General features: G+C 72.1%; 21 protein-coding genes and 2 pseudogenes. 13 read left to right on the forward strand and 10 right to left on the reverse strand.

Annotated elements, in window-relative coordinates; translation table 11 throughout:
- Nucleotides 1-501: 501 nt before the first annotated feature.
- A complete protein-coding gene (locus BU198_RS34365) occupies nt 502-1,176 on the reverse strand; it encodes a hypothetical protein (protein WP_188300769.1) in 675 nt (224 codons plus the stop codon).
- Between the two features lie 422 nt (nt 1,177-1,598).
- Between BU198_RS34365 and BU198_RS34370 the strand changes: the two genes are divergently transcribed.
- The 5 genes from BU198_RS34370 (at nt 1,599) to BU198_RS34390 (ending at nt 5,607) form a co-directional block, all read left to right on the forward strand.
- Nucleotides 1,599-2,444 carry a hypothetical protein gene (locus tag BU198_RS34370; protein ID WP_188300770.1) on the forward strand — a complete coding sequence of 282 codons (846 nt, stop codon included), beginning with the start codon at nt 1,599-1,601 and terminating at the stop codon, nt 2,442-2,444.
- A 443-nt stretch (nt 2,445-2,887) separates the two neighbouring features.
- Nucleotides 2,888-3,127, forward strand: coding sequence for a hypothetical protein (locus BU198_RS34375; RefSeq protein WP_188300771.1), 240 nt, complete (start codon nt 2,888-2,890; stop codon nt 3,125-3,127).
- A gap of 388 nt (nt 3,128-3,515) precedes the next feature.
- Nucleotides 3,516-3,785, forward strand: a complete 270-nt coding sequence (locus tag BU198_RS34380) for a hypothetical protein (protein ID WP_188300772.1) — start codon at nt 3,516-3,518, stop codon at nt 3,783-3,785.
- A gap of 449 nt (nt 3,786-4,234) precedes the next feature.
- Nucleotides 4,235-4,867: a sigma-70 family RNA polymerase sigma factor gene (locus BU198_RS34385; protein ID WP_188300773.1), complete on the forward strand. Its 633-nt coding sequence runs from the start codon at nt 4,235-4,237 to the stop codon at nt 4,865-4,867.
- Nucleotides 4,864-5,607: a hypothetical protein gene (locus tag BU198_RS34390; protein WP_188300774.1), complete on the forward strand. Its 744-nt coding sequence runs from the start codon at nt 4,864-4,866 to the stop codon at nt 5,605-5,607. Before BU198_RS34385 ends, BU198_RS34390 begins: the two co-directional genes overlap by 4 nt.
- A gap of 441 nt (nt 5,608-6,048) precedes the next feature.
- On the opposite strand, the gene BU198_RS34395 is transcribed toward BU198_RS34390, so the two are convergent.
- On the reverse strand, nt 6,049-6,234 hold the full coding sequence (locus BU198_RS34395; protein WP_188300775.1) for a hypothetical protein: 186 nt from the start codon (nt 6,232-6,234) through the stop codon (nt 6,049-6,051).
- Between the two features lie 16 nt (nt 6,235-6,250).
- On the opposite strand from BU198_RS34395, the gene BU198_RS34400 reads away from it, so the two are divergent.
- The 3 genes and pseudogenes from BU198_RS34400 to BU198_RS34410 all read left to right on the forward strand — a co-directional run.
- Nucleotides 6,251-7,009 (forward strand): hypothetical protein, encoded by a 759-nt coding sequence (locus BU198_RS34400; RefSeq protein WP_188300776.1) that lies wholly within the window; start codon nt 6,251-6,253, stop codon nt 7,007-7,009.
- A gap of 221 nt (nt 7,010-7,230) precedes the next feature.
- Nucleotides 7,231-8,259 (forward strand): hypothetical protein, encoded by a 1,029-nt coding sequence (locus tag BU198_RS34405; protein WP_188300777.1) that lies wholly within the window; start codon nt 7,231-7,233, stop codon nt 8,257-8,259.
- Nucleotides 8,260-8,271: 12 nt separating this feature from the next.
- Nucleotides 8,272-8,592: pseudogene (locus BU198_RS34410) on the forward strand (transposase); the annotation flags it as partial.
- A gap of 472 nt (nt 8,593-9,064) precedes the next feature.
- Here BU198_RS34410 and BU198_RS34415 read toward each other — a convergent pair.
- Nucleotides 9,065-9,385 (reverse strand): hypothetical protein, encoded by a 321-nt coding sequence (locus tag BU198_RS34415; RefSeq protein ID WP_188300778.1) that lies wholly within the window; start codon nt 9,383-9,385, stop codon nt 9,065-9,067.
- Between the two features lie 740 nt (nt 9,386-10,125).
- On the opposite strand from BU198_RS34415, the gene BU198_RS34420 reads away from it, so the two are divergent.
- Nucleotides 10,126-10,479 carry a hypothetical protein gene (locus BU198_RS34420; RefSeq protein ID WP_188300779.1) on the forward strand — a complete coding sequence of 118 codons (354 nt, stop codon included), beginning with the start codon at nt 10,126-10,128 and terminating at the stop codon, nt 10,477-10,479.
- A gap of 7 nt (nt 10,480-10,486) precedes the next feature.
- Here the strand turns inward: BU198_RS34420 and BU198_RS34425 are convergent, their stop codons facing one another.
- The gene (locus BU198_RS34425) at nt 10,487-10,966 is read right to left on the reverse strand and encodes a hypothetical protein (protein ID WP_188300780.1); all 480 of its coding nucleotides are present in this window, start codon (nt 10,964-10,966) and stop codon (nt 10,487-10,489) included.
- A 120-nt stretch (nt 10,967-11,086) separates the two neighbouring features.
- Here BU198_RS34425 and BU198_RS34430 point away from each other — a divergent pair, with 120 nt between their 5' ends.
- The 3 genes and pseudogenes from BU198_RS34430 to BU198_RS34440 all read left to right on the forward strand — a co-directional run.
- Nucleotides 11,087-11,842: a hypothetical protein gene (locus BU198_RS34430; RefSeq protein ID WP_188300781.1), complete on the forward strand. Its 756-nt coding sequence runs from the start codon at nt 11,087-11,089 to the stop codon at nt 11,840-11,842.
- 197 nt (nt 11,843-12,039) lie between these two features.
- Complete coding sequence (locus tag BU198_RS34435; RefSeq protein WP_188300782.1) at nt 12,040-13,422, forward strand: hypothetical protein; 1,383 nt, start codon at nt 12,040-12,042, stop codon at nt 13,420-13,422.
- Between the two features lie 89 nt (nt 13,423-13,511).
- Nucleotides 13,512-14,657: pseudogene (locus tag BU198_RS34440) on the forward strand (NAD-dependent DNA ligase LigA); the annotation flags it as partial.
- Nucleotides 14,658-15,511: 854 nt separating this feature from the next.
- Here the strand turns inward: BU198_RS34440 and BU198_RS34445 are convergent.
- The 6 genes from BU198_RS34445 to BU198_RS34470 form a co-directional block, all read right to left on the reverse strand.
- Nucleotides 15,512-15,808: a hypothetical protein gene (locus tag BU198_RS34445; RefSeq protein WP_188300784.1), complete on the reverse strand. Its 297-nt coding sequence runs from the start codon at nt 15,806-15,808 to the stop codon at nt 15,512-15,514.
- Nucleotides 15,809-15,813: 5 nt separating this feature from the next.
- Complete coding sequence (locus tag BU198_RS34450; RefSeq protein WP_188300785.1) at nt 15,814-17,931, reverse strand: hypothetical protein; 2,118 nt, start codon at nt 17,929-17,931, stop codon at nt 15,814-15,816.
- 920 nt (nt 17,932-18,851) lie between these two features.
- The gene (locus BU198_RS34455; protein WP_188300786.1) at nt 18,852-19,040 is read right to left on the reverse strand and encodes a hypothetical protein; all 189 of its coding nucleotides are present in this window, start codon (nt 19,038-19,040) and stop codon (nt 18,852-18,854) included.
- 60 nt (nt 19,041-19,100) lie between these two features.
- Entirely contained in the window at nt 19,101-20,897 is a 1,797-nt protein-coding gene (locus BU198_RS34460) for a hypothetical protein (RefSeq protein ID WP_188300787.1), read from the reverse strand.
- Nucleotides 20,898-20,963: 66 nt separating this feature from the next.
- Nucleotides 20,964-21,548 (reverse strand): hypothetical protein, encoded by a 585-nt coding sequence (locus BU198_RS34465; protein ID WP_188300788.1) that lies wholly within the window; start codon nt 21,546-21,548, stop codon nt 20,964-20,966.
- Between the two features lie 183 nt (nt 21,549-21,731).
- The gene (locus BU198_RS34470; protein ID WP_188300789.1) at nt 21,732-22,190 is read right to left on the reverse strand and encodes a hypothetical protein; all 459 of its coding nucleotides are present in this window, start codon (nt 22,188-22,190) and stop codon (nt 21,732-21,734) included.
- A 208-nt stretch (nt 22,191-22,398) separates the two neighbouring features.
- Here BU198_RS34470 and BU198_RS34475 point away from each other — a divergent pair.
- On the forward strand, nt 22,399-23,144 hold a 746-nt coding region (locus tag BU198_RS34475), incomplete at its 3' end, for a PHP domain-containing protein (protein ID WP_188300790.1).

Consider the following 23,144-nt stretch of genomic DNA (forward strand, 5'->3'; position numbering starts at 1 on the left):
AGCAGCCACTCCGATCTGGAGTACGACCGAAGCTACCCGCATTGGAAGGCGATGACGGCCGCCGAGACCCGCGCCTGGATGGCCGAGCGCACCGGCCCGAAGGGTGGGCGCTCCTACAAGACCTGCGGCCGCTGCGCCCCCCCACACCCTGAACCCGCGCCAGGTTCCCGCCCGGGATGCCCGCCGGCCCTCCCCGCGGAGCGGGAGCGGGTCCCGACAGCACCTGACGAGAGCACGAGGAACGGACCATGGCGCAGCCCCCGGTGGCGGTGGACGGCATCGTCGAGCGGATTCTGTACGTCGGCTGCGCGTTCAGCGCCGCGGCGGTTCTCATGGGTGTCCTGATCTGACCGAGGCCGTTCCCGTGGCGGCGGGGAGGACGGCCACCGCCGGCTCCGGTGGGCGAGGCGTTCGCGGACACCCTCTCAGCGCGGGGCTCCCCGCCATCGTGGGCTGGCCAGGGGCTGTGCCCGCACCCTGTGGGGCGCGGTCCGCGGCAGGTCATGCGCCGAGGAAGAGCTGAGGAAGCCAGCCGATGACCTCCAGTGCCGACTTGTAGTTTGTCCGGGCCCGCTTCACCGAGCGGATGTCGGTGACCAGCTCGTCGTACAGCTGGCGGGCGTCCTTGGCCCGGGCCTGGTACTTCGCGCTGAGCGCGCCCTCCGCCGTTTCGACGGCGCTCCTGGTCGACCAGCTGGCCTTGGTCACCCGGAGCAGTTCTGCGGCTTCATGGGAGCAGGGCAGGCAGACCTGCAGGTCCTCGATGGTGGCCCGCACTTCGTCGTTGCGGACGAGGTCCAGGACCTGGCCCTGGAAGAAGTCGTCGCGGCCCCGGCGGTTCTCCAGCACGCACGCGTCGAGGAACGCGGCGCCCGCTGCCCGGGCTTCGTAGACCACGTCGCGCAGCCGGGACTCGGCGTCGTCGAGGCTCTTCGGTACGACCCAGACGCACAGCTCCCCGTCGAGTTCGTACAGGACGTGCCAGTGCGGCTGTACGGACGACCGGTGGCAGCACTTCGGGTCGACGACGTACCCCCAGGGCTTGCCGCGCAGCGTGCAGTCGTCGTCCAGCAGGCTCCGGTGCTGCAGCTGGCTGTAGGTCGTCTTGGGCATCCGCTTGCCGTTGACGGACAGGACCTGGATGGTGACGGCGGCTTCTTCGGTGACGAGCTCCATGCCAGGAGAACGGCGGACCGGGGGCGTGCGAAGTGGTACCCGCCGGCGTTTCCCGCGTTTGGCCCATCCAGGTGACGCCGGTCCGGCGAGTGCGGACAGCTTGGCGCACCGCCTCGGCGGCCGAGGCGGCCCGCAGAGCACCACCGAATCCCCGCCCACTCGCTGACATGCTGCCAGCAGCCGCCTCGGCACCCCCTTACGGGCCACCGCGGGGGCCTTGTAGGCCGTCCCCGGGACACCGCTCCCGATCACCGACCGAAGGAGCACCATGATCACCATGCTGGACTGCCTCGACATCGAGGGCTTCACCGGAGCCAGGAGACCGCCACGGCCGAGTTCGACGCGGCCGCCCTCCGCTGGCGGGAGGCCCATCTGGACGCCGACCCGAACGGCGAGGAATCAACACCGAGGGCCGGCGGCTGGTGGCCCTGAGGGAGACCGTCGCCCGCTATGCCGTCGTCCGCGACCGCCTGGCCCACAAGCAGGTCGCCCGCGCCGGCCGCGACCGCCTGCTGGGCGAGGTCGAGCTGGCCTGGGCGGCGTTGAGTACCGCGCACTCCTGGTCCGTCGCCCACCACACCTACGTCCTCGCCGTCGACGAGGCCCGCATCGCCATCGGCATGTGGCGCGAGCGCGCCGAGACGGCCCTGGGGCGCTCGTTCTTCTGCTTCTCCGACCGGGACCAGGCGGCCTACCGGCAGATCCAGGAGGCTGGACACCTCGCCCTGGAACAGGAGCAGGACGACCGCGACCCGACGCCGGCCGTGACCGCCAAGCTGCTGCGCGGCGTCCTGGACCAGGCGCACGAGCGTCGCACCGAACTGGCCGGCGAGACCCTCCGGCTCCAGGAGCCCGAGACCGCGCTGCGCGAGCGGGCCGAGGCCGCCGCCGTCCGGCTGTGGCTCATCGAGGAGCGCCTGCAGCGGGTCGACGCCGGCCAGGACCCGTCCGGCATCGCGGCGACCTCGGCCCCCTCGTCGAGGGCCCCCTGCACCCCGACCACATCGCCGCCTACCGCGCCGCCCAGCAGACCACCAGCACGGCCGCGCCGGCGGCCTGAGGAGCACCGTGACCACCGTCTTCACCGTGGACGGCAGCAGCCGCTACCACCTCGACGTCGACTGCCGGGCCCTCGACAGCGCCCGCCTCAGCACCCGCGGCGCCGTCTTCCAGAAGGACTCCGACACCCTCGACCACACGCTCTGCCTCCTGTGCGTCGACACCACCGACACCGCCTGGCCCGTCTGGTATCGTCATTAGAGACTTAGTGCATTGAGGTGCGTGAGCATCATCAAATGCATGAAGAAGAGGGCCCGCCTCGCCTGGTGCGCTAACACCAGGGGTTCCGAGACGATCCCTCTGTACCTACGGTGTGGCTCTACAGTCGCACTGGCGATGGCCTGGCCGTTGGAGCGGCCGGGTCATCGTGCTAAGCAGCTAGCTCCAGAAGTCCTGGGACAGCTGCCAGATGTCGTACGCCATCTTCACTCCTTGCCAGATGGCAAGCAGTCGGCGCACCCCATCCCTGTGGAGCCTCCCCGCGTTCTTCGGCTCTTCGCCACCCGGATCCTCGTCGGCCAGCTGCTGATGAGACGCGGTCATGCACCACCCCTTCGAACCATCCCGGCCTCGCGCTGGAGGCCTTCGCCAGGCTCCGGGACAGCGCGCCCGTGCGCCCGGCCCTGATGGTCCTGGGCGGCTTCCCGGGGGAGTGGGAGGGCGGGCACCCGCACTCCCTGGCCGAGCGGCTGGGCAGGTCGCCGAAGCCGCCGTCCCCGTTCCCGACCTGCTCTTCCCCGAGGCGATCGTCCTGGCCCCCGGCGCCGGTCCGGCCGACCCGCGCTTCGCCGCCGCCGTCCTGGCCGCCGTCGGCCTGGCGCTGGAGTACGCGCGCACGGGCTCCGAGCTCGCGGGCCGGGTGCTCGAATTGTCGAGCACAACGCGACCGTAGTCGGCGGCGGTGCCGTTGTGTTCCTCCGGCTCGTCGGCCAGGGCCACCGTCTGCCATGCGGGGAAGTCGGTGCTTTCGGCGGTCTCGATGTTGTGCAGGTAGCGCATGCTCACTCCTCTATCTGGTCAACGCCTTGACCAGTCAACGTGTTGACTGATATTCGCGCTGAACTGACTTCGCCTACTTGCTTGACATGCTTGACAGTTGAAGACGCGCGCTAGCCTGTGCGGAAGGCTCAGAAGCACGAGATAAGACGGCACGCCTTCCGGTCTCAGGCCCTCTTCCCGACCTCGTCCGCCGGGGCGACGGGCCCGCCTACTTCGAGTACACGACGCACCCCCGCCACGACGAGTGGGCCGCCTCGGTCGACCCACGCAGTGTGGAGTGGATGACCACCGCACTCGCCTTGTACGGCGGCGTGCTGCGGGTCAACTGGATGTCGTTCGGTTCCGAGGCCGAGGCCTTCGCCGTAGGTGTCGGCCATATGGTCTGGGAGATCACCGACCACGAGGTCACCGAGGTCCGGCGGCTGTCCACCATCAGCGCCGAAGCCGGGCTGAGCACCGCAGAGAGCGGAGACCCCGCCTACCGGACTCCGCCCCTGCCCCCGGAGGTACAGACCCGGCTCGACAGCGCGGTCCACGCCACCGGAAGTTGAGCAGCGGCTCTGGCCCACGCGGTCCGAAGAGGCGGGTACCGGATCCGGGCACCAACGTGCCGGGCGCTCGGTCAGTCGCGGTGTCGGGTGTGACGGGGATGGAGAACAGTCGGCGCCCCGGTCGCCGAGGGCCGAGGGGAGGGGTACGTCCCACGGTGCTACTGAGGATCGCATCCGACGCCCCGTCGCCGACCAGGCCCCGTCCGGGACAGCGGGCGGATTGACCGGCCCGCTGGCGGCCCGGTCACGATCACATCGGTCTGCCTGGTGATCGAAGCGCCGCATCCGGGGAGGGTCACTTGATCACAATCCTTGATCTTCGGTCAGTTGTGTTCATTCGCCCTCTGGCCTGCATATATGAGGTGCTCAGCCGATTTCCTGATCCCGATGGCCCCGAGGCCTGGATCGACCGTCGGTCCGGTTCCCCGAGGCGGGAGGACGGAAAGCAGATGGTCGGCATCGACGGCAGTGGCCGCGCTGATGCGCATGACGGTGCTCCAGACGCGCAGTACCAGGACCCTCCCGAGCAGGCCCTCGCGGAAGCCGGGGAACTCGCCGGGGACACCACGCTCCCCAACGAACTGGTCGCTCTGATGGTGATGCACGGCGAGACGTACTGGGAGTACGCGAAGCTGCACCTCGGCGACCCGGACGCCGCTGATGCCCTGGTCGACGACGTTTTCGTCGACCTCGCCGTGCACTGGACCACGGTGTTCCGCCAGGAGAGCGTGGAGGAGTTCTGCTGGGGCGTGCTGCGGACGATGGTCGACGACGCGCTGGAGCGCCTCGACCGGCCGTCGGCCTTCACCGAGGCTGCCTTCGCCTTCACCATGGGCGAATCCCGGGAGGCCTTCCAGGCACTGGAGAGCCGCATCGGCCTGTTCGCGGCGATCGGCGACCTGCCGGAAAGGCAGCATGACGTGGTCGTGCTGACCTACGTGATCGGCTACCCGATCGTCACCGCCGCGCGGATCATGGGCATCACCAAGGCCGGCGTGTACAGCCTGCGCCGGGAGGCTCGGCGCAGGCTGGCCGCGGCGCTGGGCCTGGAAGCGACAGCCGCGGACGTGGAGGAGCAATGATCGACACCCGGGATGCACAAGACGCCGTCCGCGAGACCACTCACCTCGGCCGGACCTGGGCACCGCTCACCGAAGCCCGCCTGCCGGAGCCCGACGGCAGGAGCAGGGCCGCTGCCTGCCTGGACGGCGCCCCGGCCAGGATCGCGGCCCGCCTCGCGCGAGGAGCCGCGTCGCGACCGCCGTCGGTAGCGATGCGTCTGGACCGTGCCAGGTTCGAGCTGCTGGCGCTGTGCCACCTCGCAGTGGAGGACGCCCGGGCGCCGGCGTGGGTCGCCGCGCTCGCCGATACCCCGGCGATCGAGCCGCACGGCGCGTTCGTGCTCGGCGCGCTGTGCCACCTCGCCGTCCACGAGGGCGACGACGAGGATGGCGCGATGTGCCGAGCGCTGGCGGACGGACCGCGGACCTGGTGGCGGCTTGCCGCTGGAGCCGGGAACCTCCAGGCCTCCTACGCCCTCGCCCTGGTCGCCGCCGGCCGTGGCGACCAGGGCGAAGCCAGGCACTGGTACGAGCAGGCCCGCCAGCTCTCCGGCCACGAAGACGTCCGAGCAGCGACCCTGTCCGCCTACGGCGGCTTCCAGCCCACCCACGGCCTGTGCGCTCCCGTGCGCGAGGCACTCGCAGGCCTACCGGCCAGCCGCGACGCGGACTTCGGGCGCACCCCTGCGATCGACCCCAGCCTCGCGGCCGCACTCCGCCGCCACCGAACCGGCCCCTGCTGCGGACCCACCCCTCCGTAGGCGGAACCGGGCCGCGCGTAGGGCTTCGGCGGTACGGGCCGAGGACTACACCGTGGCCTGGCGGCCACGGCCTGGTCGAGGTGATGGGCCAGCCCGGCGAGCTGGCCCGGATCGAGGCCGGCGGTGATGGCGCGGGCATCGCCAGGGCGATCGCACCGACGGCGGCCAGGGCGATGCCCTCACTGCCGGTCAGGCCCTGCTCACCGACCAGTACCAGCACGCTGAGCAGGAAGGCGAGCACCGCCCCCGCGTACTCGGCCAGGGACCGACTGCCGGTTCGGGCTGCGAACTCGCGCTCGCGGTCACCCTGGCCAGCGTTGATCTGGACTGAACCGACCACGTCACCCGGGCGGAGGACGCCCGCCGCCCGGACCGGTGCTCGCGGCCCCGGAAACGGCAGAGTCCCCCCGCCCGGTGGGCGGGGGGACTCGTGGTGGCCCGTCAGCGGAAGAGCGTCACCGGCACGGTGAACAGGTGCTGGTACTCGGCCCAGAGGCGATCGCCAGTGACGGCCGGCACGCCGAGGTGCTCGGCCAGGGCGATGACCTGAGCGTCGCCGCGGGCCAGGGTGCGGTTGCCGTGCTGCTCACGCTCCGCGCGGCAGAGCCGCGCCCGGCCGGTCACCATCGCCCGTAAGCTGCGCGTGCTCTCCTCCCTCCATGTCTTCGCCACCGAGCGCCGCGAGGGCCTGCGCAACCCGGTGCTGCGCGACAACCTGCCGCGGATCGACACCGGCAACACCTCCAGCAGCACCCCGGTGCTGGAGAAGGGCGAGATCCAGGACCTCTACCGCGCCTCGGAGAGCGGACTCGACCTCCTGGTCGTCGAGCTGCTCTACACGCTGGCTGGCCGGGTCGGTGAGATGTGCGCCGCCGACGTCACCGACCGGGTCGAGCGCGGCCGCCGCTCCTACCTCGACGTGACCCGCAAGGAGAACAAGGAGCGGATCCTGCCGCTCGGCGTCTCCCTCGCCGAACGCCTCGACGCCCACACCGCCGGCCGCACCGAGGGCCCGCTCCTGGCCACCGCCTCGCTGGTCTACCAACAGGCAACCGGCCGGGCGCCGAAGGACCGCAGCATCGCCCTCTACGAAGCAGTCCGCGCCGTGGTCGTCGCGGCCCTGCCCGACGGCGAGAACGGCTACGGGGCCTACCAGGCCCACCTGGAGGTCTTCGCGATCCGCCACCGCGGGCGGCTGCGGGAGCTGTTCACCGGGCACGGGCCCCGGCTCCGGGCCGGAACACCAGGACGGATCGGGATCCTCGACCACCTCATGAGCGTCCCCCTGTGCGAACGCCTCGACGGCGACCGGCCGGCTGTCGAAGCGGCGTGGGGGCAGACGCTGCCTCCGCTGGACGGCCTCGCCGCCGCCTGGGCCAGGACCCGGAGGCGCTGCGCCTGACCGGCGAAGAGGCCCGGACGGCCAGGGCTCGGCAGGCCTGCCGCGTCAGCTTGTCGTTTACCGTCCACTTGTGAACAGGTGAGCCTGGCGATGACGCGTTCGCGCGGTCTGTTTGGGGAAGGGCCGCAGTCCCGAGCGCTGTCAGGGAAGTGTCTCGCCATCGATGTCGGTCCGCTCGGGCATGATCTGCTCCGATCGGACTCGACGGCGGAAGACAGGGCATGAGCGACTGGCGGACTGACCCGACGTACGCGATGTGCCGGGCCCTGGTGAACGGGGCGGAGCTGTCCTCGTTCGCGGACGGGCCGTTCGACGTGCGCGCGGTCGCGGCTGCGGTCCGGCCAGAAGCCAAGGACCGATTCCTGCTCGACGAAGTCCCCTGGGAAGACTTCCCGCAGGGGGACCATGTCCGGGAGGCTGTCCGCCAGCTCCGCACCGGCGGGTCTCCCGTTCCCGCCGGCGCGGGTGTGGTGAGCGGCATGTGCGCCAACGACCAGCGGGCCGCCGCCGCACTCGCCGTTGCGTTCCTGATCCGGATCGCCGCCGACCCACACAACTCCCACCGCTGCGCCGCGCTCGCCGAGGTGCCGGCCCCGGCCCGCGCCCGCTACTTCGGAGTCGCCTCCCGCGCCGAACTGCTGCTCCACCGCACCGGTTCCCGGCACGACGACTACGACGACTACGGCTCCGAAGTGACCGGCTACCCGGCGGGCTGGTCGGTCGCCGCCGCCCGGGCCGCGATCACCGTCAACGCCTCCCTCCTCCTCCCTCTGCTGCACGACCCCGTCCCGGTGGCCCGGATCCGTGCCGCTTACGCCCTGGCCACCGTCGCCGACCTCGACGGCACGGTCCGCACCGCCCTCCGCGCCCGGTTCGCCGCCGAGCCGGCCCCGGACGTTTGTGCTGCACTGCTCCTCGCCACCGCCGAAATCACCCGTGCCCACCCCCACCCTCCGACCACCGCCCTGCTGCGCGAGTACTGGCAGGACCACACCCGAGCCCCCGAAGTCCGGCTGGCCGCCGCGATCGGGTGGCTCTGCCTCACCGACGAAGCCGCTCCCGACGACCTGCGCGCAGCCCTCGACGGCCTCGCCACCGAGGAGCGCGCCCGCACTATGGACGACCTGCCCTGGATGGCCGCCGCCGGCGGATCCGGCGAGACGGGGCTGCAGCGCTGCCTGCGCACGATGCTCCGCCCCGAACAGCCTGACCCGATGGAGTGCGACGACCCGTGGGCCCCGCGCCCCTGACGGCGATCGCAGATCCTTACCTGCGTTCGGCGTCGAACAAGCGGGTCCGGTGCGATGCTGTGCACCGACGGACCCGTGAAGACCCTGGTGGACCTGGCGCTGGCGCCTGAGCACCGGCGCGGGCACGGCGCCCTGTACGGAGCGCTGAGCAAGGGCCGACTGGACGTCGACCGGCTGCGGGCCGCCCTGGCCGGCCTGCCACCGCCGTGCGCCGCCGACGGCCGCATGGTGCTCGCGGTGGGCGTTCTTCCGTGGCTGCGGCCGGATGCCGGGACATGCTCGGACCGCTCGTTCTGCCACACCTATGGTTGCTGCCGGTGTCCGCGGTCGAGCGGGCCTGGCGGGCGCCACGTGCGCCGGAGGGGTCCCCGGCGGCTTCCGGCAAGGAGGCCGAGCCCACCAGGTGAAGCCCCGGCACCCCCTTGCCGGGCCTCGGTGTGGCTTTGTTCACGACTCGTGAAGTCAGATGTTCGCGGGTTTGGGAGGCGCTCGCAGACCGGACGACTCGATGTTCACGAGAACGGGAGTCACCCGCCGGCGCTCGGCAACGACGCGGTGGTGGCTGCCACATGCGCCCGTGGCCAGCGCTTTTGTCCTGTGCCCCGAGCGGGCGGTAGTCGGCGTCCTACCGGTCACCAGCGAGGTGCTGCCGGTTCTCGTGAGCATCCGGTTCAGGTGCTACCTACCGAACTGCTGTCGAAACGCTGCTCTGCGACGTGAACAGAGCCATCGGTGATACGGCGGGTGCCCGGGGCCGTCCTCGGCCGGTCGAGCCGGCCCGCGGAACCTAGCGGCGAGGCACCTGCTACCCGTACATGCCGGTGCCCTTGCGAGACGCGCCACGCCCGCCGCGGGCGGCGCCCGCCGAACGCATCGCGCTCGCCTGGCCCGGGTTGGCCGCCAGCGCCCGGCGATACTGGGCGTCCAGCTCCCTCTGGCTGAGCTTGGACCGGGTCTTGGCCTGGGAGGGCCGCTTGCCCATCAGCTCCTGCGCGGCCGCCATGAACGGGTTGTTGCCCGCTGCACCGCCCGCGGCGCCGGGGCCCCGCTGCTTGGCACTCTTGGCCCGAGCAGCAACCGCCGGGGCTCCTCGGGCGCCGAAGAGCTCCCGGCGGGCCTCCAGCACCCGGTGCGGGTGAGGTTCGGCCAGGGCCTCCCCGCGTGGCGCCGGCCCCCGACACGGCCGTCCGGCCACAGCCCCGCATGCCGGGCAGTGCACCGCCAGGACCTGCTCTGCGCTGAGCTGCCGTCCGAGCCGCGGCGCGGGGACCTCCCCACCACGGCCGTGCAGCATCGCCTGCCGCGCGGCCGCGCTCCGCTCCCTGTGCACACCCACCGTGCCGTCAGGCCCCGGGCACCACGTCCCCGCTCCCATCCCGCACTTGGGGCAGTCGACCAGCAGTGCCGCCTGCGGCGGCGCCGGCGGGCCCCCGCCCGCCGGCCCGGGAACGACCGGCACACCCCGTACCGTCCGCCCGGTACCCTGCGGCCGCGGCGCCGGCGCGGGCACAGGACGGATCCGCTCGATCGGCACCGGCTCACCACGCCGCGCCCCGGACCGCTGCCCCTGGGAGCGGGCCGCGTCGAACCGCTGCTTGTGAGGCCTGATCGGCTGCCCCTGCTCGCCACGGCAGGGACTTCCCGCCCTCGCTCGGCAACGCGGGCACATCAACTGCTCCGCCTCTCGGCGCCCGACGGGCGGCGAGGGCCGGCGTTCCACATGGGTTCCGCGCTCATGCCAGGTCTTCGCGTTCTTCACGCCGTCATGCTGGCGCACCGCCAGCCCGATTCAGTAGCAATTCACCTGATAGTGGACAGTGCGAGGACACTGTTGGTGACCCACCGCCAGCAGGGCAAGCTGTCCTCATGTCCTCCACCACACGATCCGCCCGGCACACCGCCGCCCGGGCCGTCGCGGTGATCCTCGCGGTCCTGTTCCTCGCCTCCTGCGGGAAGCCGGCGGTATCCGAGCGCGCCGCGCCGAACGCCGCCCCACCGGCCGCTTCCTCGGTGGCCTGGCCGGGCCCGCCGCCGTCGGACCCCGCCACGGCCCGCACGCAGCTGGCCGCGCTGACCGTTGCCGCGGCGCGTCCGATGGCCGGCTACTCCCGTGACCGCTTCCCCCACTGGGCCTCCCAAGGGGCGGACTGCGACACCCGCGTTATCTGCATTGCGGGCTCCACGGTTGGACCCGTAGCCAAGGGCAGGACAGCAATCTAGCCGAAGATCATCTTTCGAGGCACGTGAGGCACAGCTGCACAGCGTCGGCGTCCTCTGCACGGCTGCGGGCGCCACGTCCGGGCCACAGCCGGCCCAGGTCCGCCCGGGTAAGGAGGGCGACGGTGGAGCTACCCCTGCGAATCTCCACGGCAGCAGACGCATTTCGGGACGGCATGTACTTGTCGGCGATGAGCAATGCGTCTCGCAGGTGGGCTGCGTGGCCGAGGCAGATCAAGGCGCGCTGACGGTCCAGAGTCCGGACCTGGTAGGTGTCCTGCCCGCGCGGATCATCGAGCACGCGGACGTCGAACCGTGAGACTACAAGGACCAGTCGTTGCCGGTTGAGTACCTCAACGCGGTCGGCGATGCCCTTGCGGATCCAGACGCTCGCTATGCCGGCGGCTTGGGCCAGACCGTGCGCCCCTGTCACGTCCAGAAGGTTCGGGGGACTGTTCTGCCGCGTGACGTCGCGCCGGAACCGGTACATCGGCTCATCGGAATCTATGCGTCCTCCTTGTGTGGCATTTCAGTCTGCCCGACGGTCGGGCGGCCTGCTCACGGACAGCGTCGCCTCCGGGCACCGGACGGCAGCTGGCGCGCCGACGTGATGGCCTCCTCAACCGACGGCGCCCGCCGCATGGCCTGGGAGGCGCAGCTCTCCCCGATCACCCGCGACGAGCTCCGCGAGCGCACCGACCGCTACGCCGGGGCCGGCGTCGCCGTGTGCTGGGTGGCGCTGTCCTCCCGGGGCTGGGTGGGCGCGGCGCCCACCGTAGTGGTCTCGGCCCGCGGGCCGGCCGACACCGAGATCTGGGGCGTGCACGGCGGCGTCGCCCGCTTCACCGCGGTGCCGTGCCGCAAGAAATGCCGCTGTCCGCACGGCCACGGCCGGTGGGAGAAGGTCAGCGCGCCCCTGGGCGACGTCGTCGCCTGGGTGCTCGGCGACCGGATGGTCCCTCACCGGCTGCCCGCCGGCAACGACGGCCACCAGGTGCTGTGGACCGCACCGAGCTACGTCGAGCGGGCACAGGCCTACGCCGAAGCCGACCACGCGCACCAGGCGAAACAGGCCGCCGAGAGCAGCGACGTCGCCGCCGACGCCATGAGGAGTGGGGCGAACCGGGAGCGGGACAGGACTGGCGGGCCGCCATGCCGATGGGCCAGCGCTTCCGGCTGGAGGCCGCGGCCGCCCGGTGGGTCCGGGCCGACAGCGGCCGGCCCGCTCGCCTGGGCCACGAAGAAATCACGGAACCCCGGTGGGCCGGCGGCCTCCCGGTGTACGCCGCCGGCCGTCCGTACGCCGTTCTCCGTCCGGCCGCCCACCGCGCGGGCCGGGACGAGCTCGCCGGGCTCGTGGTCCTGACCGCCGGCGCCACCGAGCACCGTGCCGTCGTCGACCAAGCCCCGCCCGGAACCCGCGTCGTCAACCTGTCGACGCAGCACGGCCCAACCACCCTGTAAGCGCCCCGGACCCGGGCGGCACCGCCGGGCAGCGGCCAGTCCCGGCCTGGCACCCGCCGCGCCCACCTGCACCGTGCCCGTGTCGATACCGTGTCCCCCATGAGCACGCCCGAAGCCGTCGGCCTGCTCCCCATACACATCGCCCGCAAGCCCCGGCAGCCCAAGCCGTTCGCCCCCATCGTGCTGAGCGTGAACTCGACGGTCCCGGACGGACAACTCCGCGAAGAACCCCGGCCGGCGGAGCCGGACCGGGCGGCGCTCGGGGTGGAGCCACGGTGGACCGGCACCGACACCAGCGACTGCGCGGCCGTCCTCAGCCCGAACCGAGGCCCCGCCACCGAACAGGAGGCCTACACCCGCTACGCCGCCGGCGCCCGGCAGCGCGGCGAGACCGCCCTCGTCATCGCCCTCGCAGGCGCCGGCCCGTACACCCGGAGCGCCTTCCACGGCGACGTCGCCCCCAGCATCAACCTGCCCGAGGACAACGGCGCGATCGGCCTCCAGCGTCTACCCTCCGGCATCCGCCCCCGGCCCGCCGACAACCTGGACGACGCCGAACACGACCTCGCCCTGCGCCTGCTCAACCGGCCCGCCGAGGCCACCTGGTCGCGCCTCACTCTGCAGCAGGCCAGGATCCCAATGGCCAGGGGAACTGCCATCTGGGAGTCCGGCCCGCCCACCGGCACGCTGCGCCCGATCCTGGTCGACGGCCTCGGTGACCCGGTGGCCGGGGTGTGGGTGCCCGACGACGGCAGTGCCCGCTGGTTCGTGGTGCCCCACGACACCGACCTGGGGCGGCTGACGGACTGGCTGATGCACAAGGCCCTGCCGCTGTACGCACCCGGCGCGCTGGTGCGCGCCCGCTCCCCGCTGGTCCGGGACCCCGCGCTCGCCACCGCCGCCGAGGCCCGGCTGCGCACACAGATCGCCGACCACCAGCGCGCCTACGAAGAGCGCAAGGCAGAGCTCGACGTCCGGCTCGCCGAGGCCCAGGCGCTGGCCGACCCGCTGCGCTACACCCTGCTGTACGGCACGGGCCGGCTGCTGGAGGACGCAGTGCAGGAAGCGTTCACCGCGGCGGGCCTCGCGGTGACCCGGCTCGACGACGAGCTGGGCACCCAGTCGGCGGACCTGCTCGTGGAATCCGCCGGCCGCCGTGTGCTGGTCGAGGTGAAGTCGGCGGGGGGACCGGCCTCGGAGAATCTGGTCGACAAGCTCCGCAAGCACCAACAGACCTGGGAGGCGCTGCGGCCCGGTGAGCCGCTGGACGACGGTCTCCTGGTGGTCAACCACCAGACCAGGTTGCCGCCGAACGAGCGTGCCGGTGCGGTCTACTCCCGCCCGCCGTTCGTCGCCACCCTCGATGTCGGCGTACTGGGTACGGTCCAGCTGTTCGACTGGTGGCGGCAGGAAGACTGGGAGGCCATCCGCCGCGCTGTCGTCGGCGGCCCCGAGGCGGCCGCTCCGGTCACGGCCCCGTAGCCGTCCCGGCCGACCGTCGCGGCGATGGCCGAACTGACGTTCCGCAGCGGGGACGGGGACTTGTCGGTGCCGGCCGCGATGATGTCCCCATGATCGATGCATTCGCTCCGCTCCCGTCCTCCTCCGCCTACGCCGATGCGGTCGCCGCTGCCGTGCAGGCCGCCGCCGCGTACTACACCGACGGGGCCACGCCGCTCGGGGACGACGAGTACGACGCGCTGGTGCGCTCGATCGCGGCCTGGGAGGAGACGCACCCGGACGAGGTGCTGCCCGACTCGCCCACCGGGAAGGTCGCCGGCGGCGCGGTCCAGGGCGACGTGCCCCACAGCGTGCCGATGCTGTCGCTGGACAACGTCTTCTCCGCCGAGGAGCTGGCGTCCTGGGCGGCCGGGCTGGAGCGCCGCCTGGGCCGGCCCGTCACCGCCTGGTGCGTGGAGCCCAAGCTCGACGGCCTGGCGGTCGCCGCCCGCTACCGCGCCGGCCGCCTGGAGCGGCTGATCACCCGCGGCGACGGCCTCGCAGGCGAGGACATCAGCCACGCCGCCGACGCCGTCCTGGGCCTGCCCGCCGCGCTCACCGAGCCGATCGACGTCGAGCTGCGCGGCGAGGTCCTGCTCACCCAGGACCAGTTCGACCACGCCAACCGGATACGCGCCGACCACGGCGCCACCCCCTTCGCCAACCCGCGCAACGGCGCCGCCGGCACCCTGCGTGCCAAGGACCGCCCCTACCGCATCGAGCTGACCTTCTTCGGCTACGGCGCGTTCGGCCTCGACAACGACCTCACCCACAGCACCCTGCTGGAGCGCCTGGCCGCGCTCGGCGCCAACACCGCCGCCACCACCGCCGCCGCGCCCGCCCGCTGCTCGACGCTGGAAGAGGCCCAGCAGCGGATCGACGAGATCGCCGCGCTGCGCGCCGCGCTGCCCTTCGGCATCGACGGCGTCGTCGTCAAGGCCGACTCCGCGGCCGACCAGCGCGACGCCGGGTCCGGCTCGCGGGCGCCGCGCTGGGCGGTCGCGCGCAAGCTGGCCGCCGAACACAAGGTGAGCCGGCTGCTGGACGTCGAGTGGAACGTCGGCCGCACCGGGATCATCGCGCCGCGCGCGGTCCTGGAGCCGGTCGTGATCGACGGCGTGACCGTCACGTTTGCGACCCTCCACAACCCGGGCGACATCGAGCGCCGCGGCCTGATGATCGGCGACGCGGTCTACGTACTCAGGGCCGGCGTTATCTCTGCTTAGTTGGCATGTCTCATTGCCTCTGCCTCAGCACTCCTGGGATTGTCAATAGTTCTTGCACTCTGTTGCGTCGCACTCCTACGGTGCCACCCATGCACCTGATCTACTTCTCCCGCGAAGGCTGGGAGAGCTGGGGTCTGTCTTCGAAGCCGCTCGTACGTGAGGGCATGCCCGTACTCATCGACGATGACCTGCTGTTCGAGGAAGCCGGTGTGGCCCGTCCCACGGTGGCGGTGAACCTGTGGTTGCAGAACCTCCCGCTGGATGGCGCCCCGGCCCAGAAGACCTGGAAGACCTATGCGCAAGCGATGAAGCCCTGGCTGGAGCACCTGGCTGAGGTCGGGGTCCATCCGTTCGCGGACCGCGAGACCCTGCGTGCAGCCCTCAGCAGCTTCTCCGAGTACCGCCTTTCCGGTCCGCTCTCGGCCCGTTGGGACGTGAGCACGTGGAACCAGAACGTGAACACAGTGGCGCGGTTCTACCAGTGGGCTGTCGAGGAGGGCTTTTGCACGGCGGTGCCGTTCACGTATGCCCTGGTCCGGCGTTTTACCGAGGCCGGCCCCGTGGAGACCCGCCGCAACATGGCGACGCTGCGGGCCCCGAAGCCGCACGTGACGTTGTCGTACCTGGAGGCTGACTTCCTTCAGTTGTTCCTTTGGGCTCTGGCGGGTCTGGGGCCCGGCGGCGTACCGGACACCTTCCGGGGCCGCCAGGTGGGGCGCAACACCGCGATGGCGAAGCTGGTGGTGTCCAGTGGGCTGCGCGCACAGGAGTTCACGCATCTACTCACCTACGAGTTGCCGACTCTGCCGACCCGGCCGACGACGCTGCCGCTACCGTTTCCGCTGTCAGCCCAGATCACCAAAGGCAAGAAGGCACGGGAGACCTGGGTCGACGTGGACGCCATTGCCGAGATGTGGCAGTACGTGGACCTGGACGGGGCGGCTGGCCTGGCCGAGCCAGCGCAGTCGGCCCGTGGTGTCGGTGACCAGGTAGACCGCGGTGAGGACGTCCAGGGCGTCGAAGCGTGCGCGGTCGGCCCACGGTGTGGGGCACAGATGGGCCTGCTGCAGGTGCCGACCCGCGGACATGGAGACCATGGCCAGCAGCGGCATGGTCAGCGCCGGGCCGACGGGCAGGCGCAAGCGGTTCACCACGTGCCCTCGGCCGCCTCGTTGAGGAACCGCTCGACCTCGGAGGCGACCACGGCCGCCGGCCCGTGCTGCATGTCCAGCAGGGTGCTCTGCAGGTTGCGCAGGTCCTGCTGGACTAGGCTCACTGCTTTGAACACCGCGCTGACGGAGTCCGGCGGCATGTTCTGCAGCCCGCCCTCCCCGGCAGCGAGCCCCGCGTCGACCGTCTGCCGGACGGCGCGGATGAGGTTGAGCACCGCCGAGGGCATTGCACTGGTTGCCTGGTGGACCAGGACGTTCTGGGCACCGACGAGAACCTGCTGCTTCGACGGCGGGGGCTGGTTCGGCGGCGTGGAGTCGGTCCGGCTGCCCTTCCCGCTACCGATGCCCGTGCTCTTCGCCTTGGCCACCTTCGGGAAGACCCTGTTGAACCAGGTCTGGTCCGCCCGGCTGCCCTCGATCGGCGCGCCCTCCGCGTCGACCTGGCGGGGCGGGGATCCGTGCTGGTTGGCCCGGGCGATCTCCCACAGCAGCCCCACGGCCTGCGCTGCCCTGCTCTCCGCCAGCATGGCGTTGCGGGCGTTCACGCCGCTGCGACGGCCCGCCTTCTGGGCGTCGGCGGAGCCGCGGTCGGCCTCGATCAGGTCGTGCTCGGCCAGCCAGTGCAGGCCGCGGGTGTTGAGGAACTGCCGCAGGTCTTCAGTGCTGTGGGCCGCCGCGGCCAGCGCGTCCGCCCAGTGCGGAATCTTGGCCTGGTGGTGGCCGTCCATGATGAAGCGGTAGCCGAAGACACCGTCGATGAGACGGGGGTTCCACCGGTTGCGGTAGCCGAGGGCGATCGCAGCCGACACCATCCGCAGCCGCAGCGCGACGTGTTGGGCGCCGGTGCTGGAGCGGCGCGGCTCGCCGAGGACCTGCGCGACCTCCCGGTCGTGCTCGCGGTCCTCGGGGAACGCCAGCGCCCACAGGGTGCGGTCGCGCAGGTCCCGGGCCTCCAGGATGGTGTCCGGCACGCCCTCGGGGGCGGGGGCTTCGCCAGCGAGCCAGGCGCGCCACGCCTCGGTGAACCGGCCACGGGTGGTGGCGTCCCGCAGGACAGCCCGCATGTCGGCGCTGGACTTCTCGGCGATCGGGTAGTCCAGCGGGGGGTGCCGGTGGTCGGTGCGGTTCGGGTCGAAGACGGTGTTGTGCAGTTCCCCAAGGTTGTCCGTCCCGACGATGATCTTCAGTTGCACGGTGGCGATCATGGCGGCGGCGCGGGCCGTGCCGTGCAGGAGGTGGCCGGGGGCCTCGTAGGCGTCGCGCAGGGCGTTGGCGTACGCGGGAACCCAGGTGCTCGGGTCGGCGATGTGGCTGGAGTGGGCGGGTTCGCCCGGTTTCGGGTCCGGCAGGAACAGCCGACCGGTGGGGATGCCGAAGCAGATCTGCTCGGCGGTGAGTCCGTGGAGCTTCAGGCGGGCCCGGGAGCGGTTGCTGCCCGTAATGGCCACCAGGTCCAGGATCTGGCGGGTGGCGGGGCGGCCGTCGCGCACCTCGGCGACGCTCCGCAGGAGCGGGACGTGCAGGGTGCTGGTGTTCTGGCCGAAGGTTCGCAGGTTGTCGCTGAGATCGTACGGGCGGTCGCTGTCGGCCTTGTCCAGTGCCGTGTCCATGATGCCGAGCAGGGAGTTAAGCGTCCCCGCGGGCACCGGCTGCGCCGTCGTCAGATAGGGCAGGGGCGTTCCGTCGGCCGAGTCACCGGTGACCAGCATCGGCAGGGTGCGTTCGGGGTCGGGGTCGGGTTGGGCGGGGGAGTCGAACGTGCTGCGGACGCGCTCGTTGTACTCGGTGGGCGTGCCGGCGAAACCGTGGGTGCGGACGGTGAGCACGCGTAGACCGGTGGACAGGTCCGGGACGATCAAGCCCGGCCGCATCCGGTAGGTCTGCTGGCCGCGCTGTCGGGTCAGGTAGTTCTTGGGGCGCACCACGAACGCCGCGATGGCGTCGGTGATCAGCGGCGGGAGCCCGGTCTCCAGCCCGAGCGCCTCGGAGAAGGCGAGGGTCCAGGTGAACTTGTCGGCACCGGGGAAGGGGTTGGTGAGCGGCGCGTCGAACTCGTCGTCGGCCGCGGGGGTCACCGATTCGGTGATCGTCATGGGGGCTTCCTGCAAGAGGGCGGTCGGCCCGGTCCTGGTGGTCCGGGCAGAGCAAAGGGCCCGGACCCCGTGGAAGCACACAGGGGTCACTCAGTTGCCAGCACCGCACGCCGCGGGGGCGATATTGGCCTCTGGACTCCAGTCCGAATCCCCGGCCCGTGGCGCGACCGTCGAGCGGCCATTGCGCCCCCGTGGCACGAAGGCCCATGGGGAGGAACAGGAAGTCGGCATGTGCCGAATTGCTGCTGGCAGCTTAGGACACAAGCGCTGTACAGAAAAAGCAAGTTGACGTTTGCTCAGTTAGCTCGCTAATGGATGATGGTGGCTTGCCGACCCGGTGCCGGGTTGGAGGAAGCGGACGGCTGGGCTGCGGCGCCCGAACCTGCGGACTCGGATGCCGTCCGCACGTGGCCTCCCTCCGGCGCCTGGCCCACCCTCGTGGGTGAGCCAACGGTCCCGCCAGTTCGCGGACCCGGCACACCGGGCCCGCGAACACCTGCGGGCCGGGCCGCGTCAGGTCAACACCCGCCCTCGAAAATCCCGAGCAACCGTGCGGCGGCCAGCCTGCCGCACCCGTGGTGGATGCCATCGGGCCCATGGCCCTCCGTGGCGACCTCGGCGGCGACCACGACGCGCTGCTCGGCCAGGATTCGACCACACTCCCGGGTTGGAGCACCAAGAGGCTCACCACAGGAGGCCCGGGCACTCGGGCAACCGCGCCGACATGCCATGCCGCTCCGGTGGCAGGCGGCTGGCAGACGGCCCGGGACCGGGCGACCATGGAAGAGGGACGAGGCGCGGCATCCCTGCGGACCAACCGTCTCGGGGCCGAGACCGCTCCGCGCACCGACGGCCACGCCGACAGTCACTGAGAGTTATCAGATCATGGCTGAAGCAGAGAACTTTTGGCGCCCGGCCCATCAGATGGGCACCCACCTCGACGACCTGCCCGCATCCTCTGCCGGAACGGCAGGCTGCTCCTGGCCGCCAGCGATCGCGGTAAGGATGGAGCGCCGCCGCCAGCTGTTGCGCACAGATTCCTCCTGCTGCACCCGTTCGCGGTAGAGCTTCACGAAGTCCTCGTCGTCCAGGCGCATCGTGTCCGGCATGACCTCGATGGCATCCCAGGCGTTGCCGGGAGTGCGGTAACCCGCGAGGTCGGGGGTCTGCTAGCCCCAGCGGCCGCGGGGAGCCTCGGGGACGGGGTGGTCCGCACGCCGCCGCAGCGCTTCCTGGTCCATCAGCGCCGCCGTGTGTTCGGCCTGGCCGCGGAGCTCGGGCCAGCCTGCCGGCGGCGCGGGCTCCACCACCCGTTCCCCGTCCCACACCGGCCCCGGCGTGTGCAGGGCCCGGAGCTGGGCGGCCAGGTCCCGTTCCGCCTCGCTGGTGGCGCGCACGAGCTCCCGGTCCTCCCCGCTCCCGTTGCGGACTCCGGTGATGAGGCGGTGATCGAACAGGTGGGCCAGTCTTACCTGCCACCAGCGGGAGTCCTGGTGGTCCTGGCTGAACGGCGCCCGGGCCAGGTCCCAGGCCGACAGCGCCCCGTGTTCGGCCACCAGGTCCAGCACCTCCCGGTGCAGCGGGGTCAGCCGCGGCGCCTTGCGGGCCTTCCGGGTGCCGGGGGCCGCGTCGGCGCTGGCGCCCTGGTGCAGCAGGGCGTGCATGCCGGTCAGGCACGCGGCCTGGTGACGGGCGCACCACCAGCCCTCGCGCCCGGGGGCGTCGACGAGTTCCAGCAGGCCCGGGCAGACGTCGCACAGCCTCATCACGACGGGCTCCTGCCCGTCGGTGCCGGAGCCGTTCCGATCGTCGCCGGGCCACCACGGCCGCTCCACCGCGTCCTCGCGTCCGCACAGCGCGCACCCGGCCTCGTGGAACGGGGCCTGCGGGAGCGACCCGCGCAGGTCGCGGACGACGGGCCACGCCCACACCTGCCACGATCCCTGGTACTGGAGGCCATCGGTCCAGCCCAGCGACAGGCACTGCTCGCACAGCGCGACCGGGGAGGAGGCCAGCGCGCAGCCGCGCCGGGCGACCCGCGCCGCCGGCACCGTCCGTCGGCACCACGAGCAGGCCTCCAGCGGGGTCTCCGCAGGCCGCCGGTAGGGTGCGCTCGGCACGGCGGGAGTGGTGAGGTCCCGCTCCTCCTGGAAGAGCACCGGGGCCTTTAGTCCCTGGGCGGGCCGGAACAACCGGACGACCTTGCTGCGCCCGGCGAGCGCGAGCCGGGTCTGCCAGTGGCCGTAGCCGACCATGTCCCACACCCGTTCCTGCTCGCCGCGGTCCCGGGCCGCGTCGCGCAGGCGTTGTTCGGCCTTGCGCTGCTCGGCCGGGTCGTCCAGGCGCGGGCGCAGGTCCACGGCGAGGTCGACGTGGAGCAGCTGCTCCTGGCCGTCGTCGGCGTACGGGCCGACCGCCCGGATCTCCCTGACCCACCACAGCGTCGCGTCGGGGGCGGCATTGACCGCTTCAGCGGCCTTGACGACCTTGGCGACCAGCGCGTCGGCGTTCTTGCGGGTGGACGGCTTGCGGCCGGAGGCGTGGGCCAGGCTCCGGCCGGCGGGGGTCAGCTTCCAGGTCCGGTGTTCGTGGTACTCGCAGTCGTCGGTGCGGCAGGTGTGGCAGTGCCGGGGTTCGTGGAGGTCTTCGGGCGCGGCCAGGTAGCCGGCTTCGACGGCGGCGGCCAGCAGCTCCAGGCACCGGGCCCGGTCGAGGTGGACGGCGCGCTGGGCGTCGCGGACGTCGAGCCCGTACGGCTGGCCGCGCTTGAGCAGGTCGCGGATCTCGCGGGTGGCGTGGCCCAGCAGCGGTGCGTCCAGGTCCACGACCCGTTCGCCTTCCTGCCGTCCGATGCCGCCGAGCGGCATCAGCGGCGGAGCGCTGTCACCGTCTTCACGGGCGTACAGGGCCGCCATCTCGGAGAGGAGACCGTCCATGTCCAGCCCGAACTCTTCCGTGCGCTCCACCGGGTGCCCTTCTCTGCCCGCGACGCCGAGAGCACGCCGCGAAAGGGCGACGGGGGACGGGCGCCGTCAGTGCGGAAGCCTATCGGCACCCCGGGGCGCCGAGGAGCGTGCCGACACGGGCGCGGGACGTCCGACCCAGGCCTGGTGCTGTGCGGCGACGAGCGATCCCTGGCGGCTGCGGCCTCTCAGCACGCCGACCCGTGTCCGGCCCTCGACGACCTGCAGGCCGGTGCCGGTGCCCTCCGGGTAGACCAGCGCCCGGTCGAGCAGGACGGGCGGCCGCGTCCAGGTCCCCTGCTCCGCCCAGCAGCGTGCGACGCCCTCGTGAGCGCCTGAACTCCGAGCGGCGGCCCAGTAGTCCGGGTTTTCGGCGTAGTAGTCGATGCAGCCGTCATCCGACGCTCCGGTCGGCATCCCGCACAGCTCTGTGGCCGTGACCGGTTCGAGGCTCCAGGCGATCCGGGCCAGGTCGACGTGCCCGTAGTCGCGCTGGAAGGCGCCGTTGTCACCGTGGTCGTAGAGCCACTGCTCGACGACGTCCTCGGGCCACCGCAGCGCGGCGATCAGGGGATCGGCGCAGAACTCGCTGAGGCTGAGGCCGGAGCCGGCCCGGCGGCGCGCCATCAGGCCCTGGAGGTCACCGAGGTTCATGGCCTCACCGTAGGGCCTTGGTGCGCTCCGGAGGGAACGGCCCTGGCCCGGGCGCCGGTCGGGCGGACGCCGCCCCGCCGTCGCCGCCGGGGCACCACATGTCCTGTGTCACCGATCCTTGACCGATTGCCACTGAAGTTGGACTACTGCCCGGTTCGTGTCACCGAACCTTGACCGCCCTGGTCAGAGCGGTTCCTGGATAGTCGACAGCTTCGTACCGCCGGGCGGCGCCGGGGATCCACAGTCGCTGGGGCTGAACTGCTCACCGATGTTGTTCCACATGAAGCCGTCCCGCCAGCCCGGCTTCGCGCCAGCCCAGCCGAGCAGTGCCCCGAGGACCTTCTCCTGGGAGATCGTCAGTGTCTGATAGTGCAGCTCAGCCACGCCGTCCCTGTATTCGAGCTGAAAGGTGTTGTTCTCGCGGAGCCGGACCTGGATGTACCAACTTCCGGGCTGCTCCTCGTCCACCCGCTCCAGGACCATGTGGGCGTTTCCCCGCCGCAGGTTGGCCAGCATCGTCCCGATAGCCAGCTTGGACGGCCGTTTCACCACGTGGCCGCGCTCGTTGGTCGCAATCAGCATGGCCAGATCATCCAGCAAGGGCCTGACACCGCTCGGTGAGGCCCTGACCAGGGCGGTCAAGGATCGATGGCACGAACCGGGCAGTGGTCCAACTTCAGTGGCAATCGATCCAGGTTCGGTGGCACGGGACACCACACTCTGTTCCACGTCCCCCACCTGCGGTAATGCAGCTTGCATCCATAATCGAACGTAGCATCGAATACAGGGGCCGGAGGGGAGCCGGGACCAACGACACGAAGGGGGCCGACCGGACAGGAGGCGATGCAGGGTGCTCACGGCCCATCTGCACACCGCCTCGGGCTACTCCGTGCGCTACGGCGCCTCCCCGCCGGCCGCCCTCGCCGAGCGGGCCGCCGAGCGCGGCATCACCGAACTCGCACTGACCGACCGCGACACCGTCTCCGGCGTCGTCCGCCACGCGAAGGCCTGCGCCGCCGCCGGGGTGCGGCCGCTGTTCGGCGCCGACCTCGCCGTCGGAGTTGTCGAGCAGCCCGACCGGCCCGCCGGCCGCCGCCGCACCCCCGCCCGCGGAGGGGCGTTCGTCGACGAGTCCGCGGCGCGGGTCACCCTGCTGGCCCGCGACCGCACCGGCTGGGCCAACCTCTGCACCCTCATCACCGCGGCCTGGGCGGTCCGCGCCGAGCGCGGCGGCGGCCAACCCGTCGTCCCGCTGGAAGTCCTCGCCGCCCACACCGACGGCCTCACCGCCCTGCTCGGCCCCGGATCCGAACCCGTCCGCGCCCTCGCCGCCGGCCGCCCCGACCGCGCCACCGAACTCCTCGCCCCGTGGCGGACCTGGTTCGGCCCCCACCTGCGCCTGGAAGCCGTCCACCACCGCCGCACCGGCACCGGCCCCGGCTCGCTGCGCCTGGCCGCCCGCACCGTCGGCCTCGCCGCCGACCTCGACCTCCTCCCGGTCCTCACCAACGCCACCCGCTACGCCGACCCCGGCCAGGCCCCGATCGCCGACGTCCTCGACGCCGCCCGCCTGCTGCGCCCCGTCCAGCGCGGCGC

Source organism: Streptomyces sp. CBMA156, from assembly GCF_014596515.1.
Taxonomy (GTDB): domain Bacteria; phylum Actinomycetota; class Actinomycetes; order Streptomycetales; family Streptomycetaceae; genus Kitasatospora.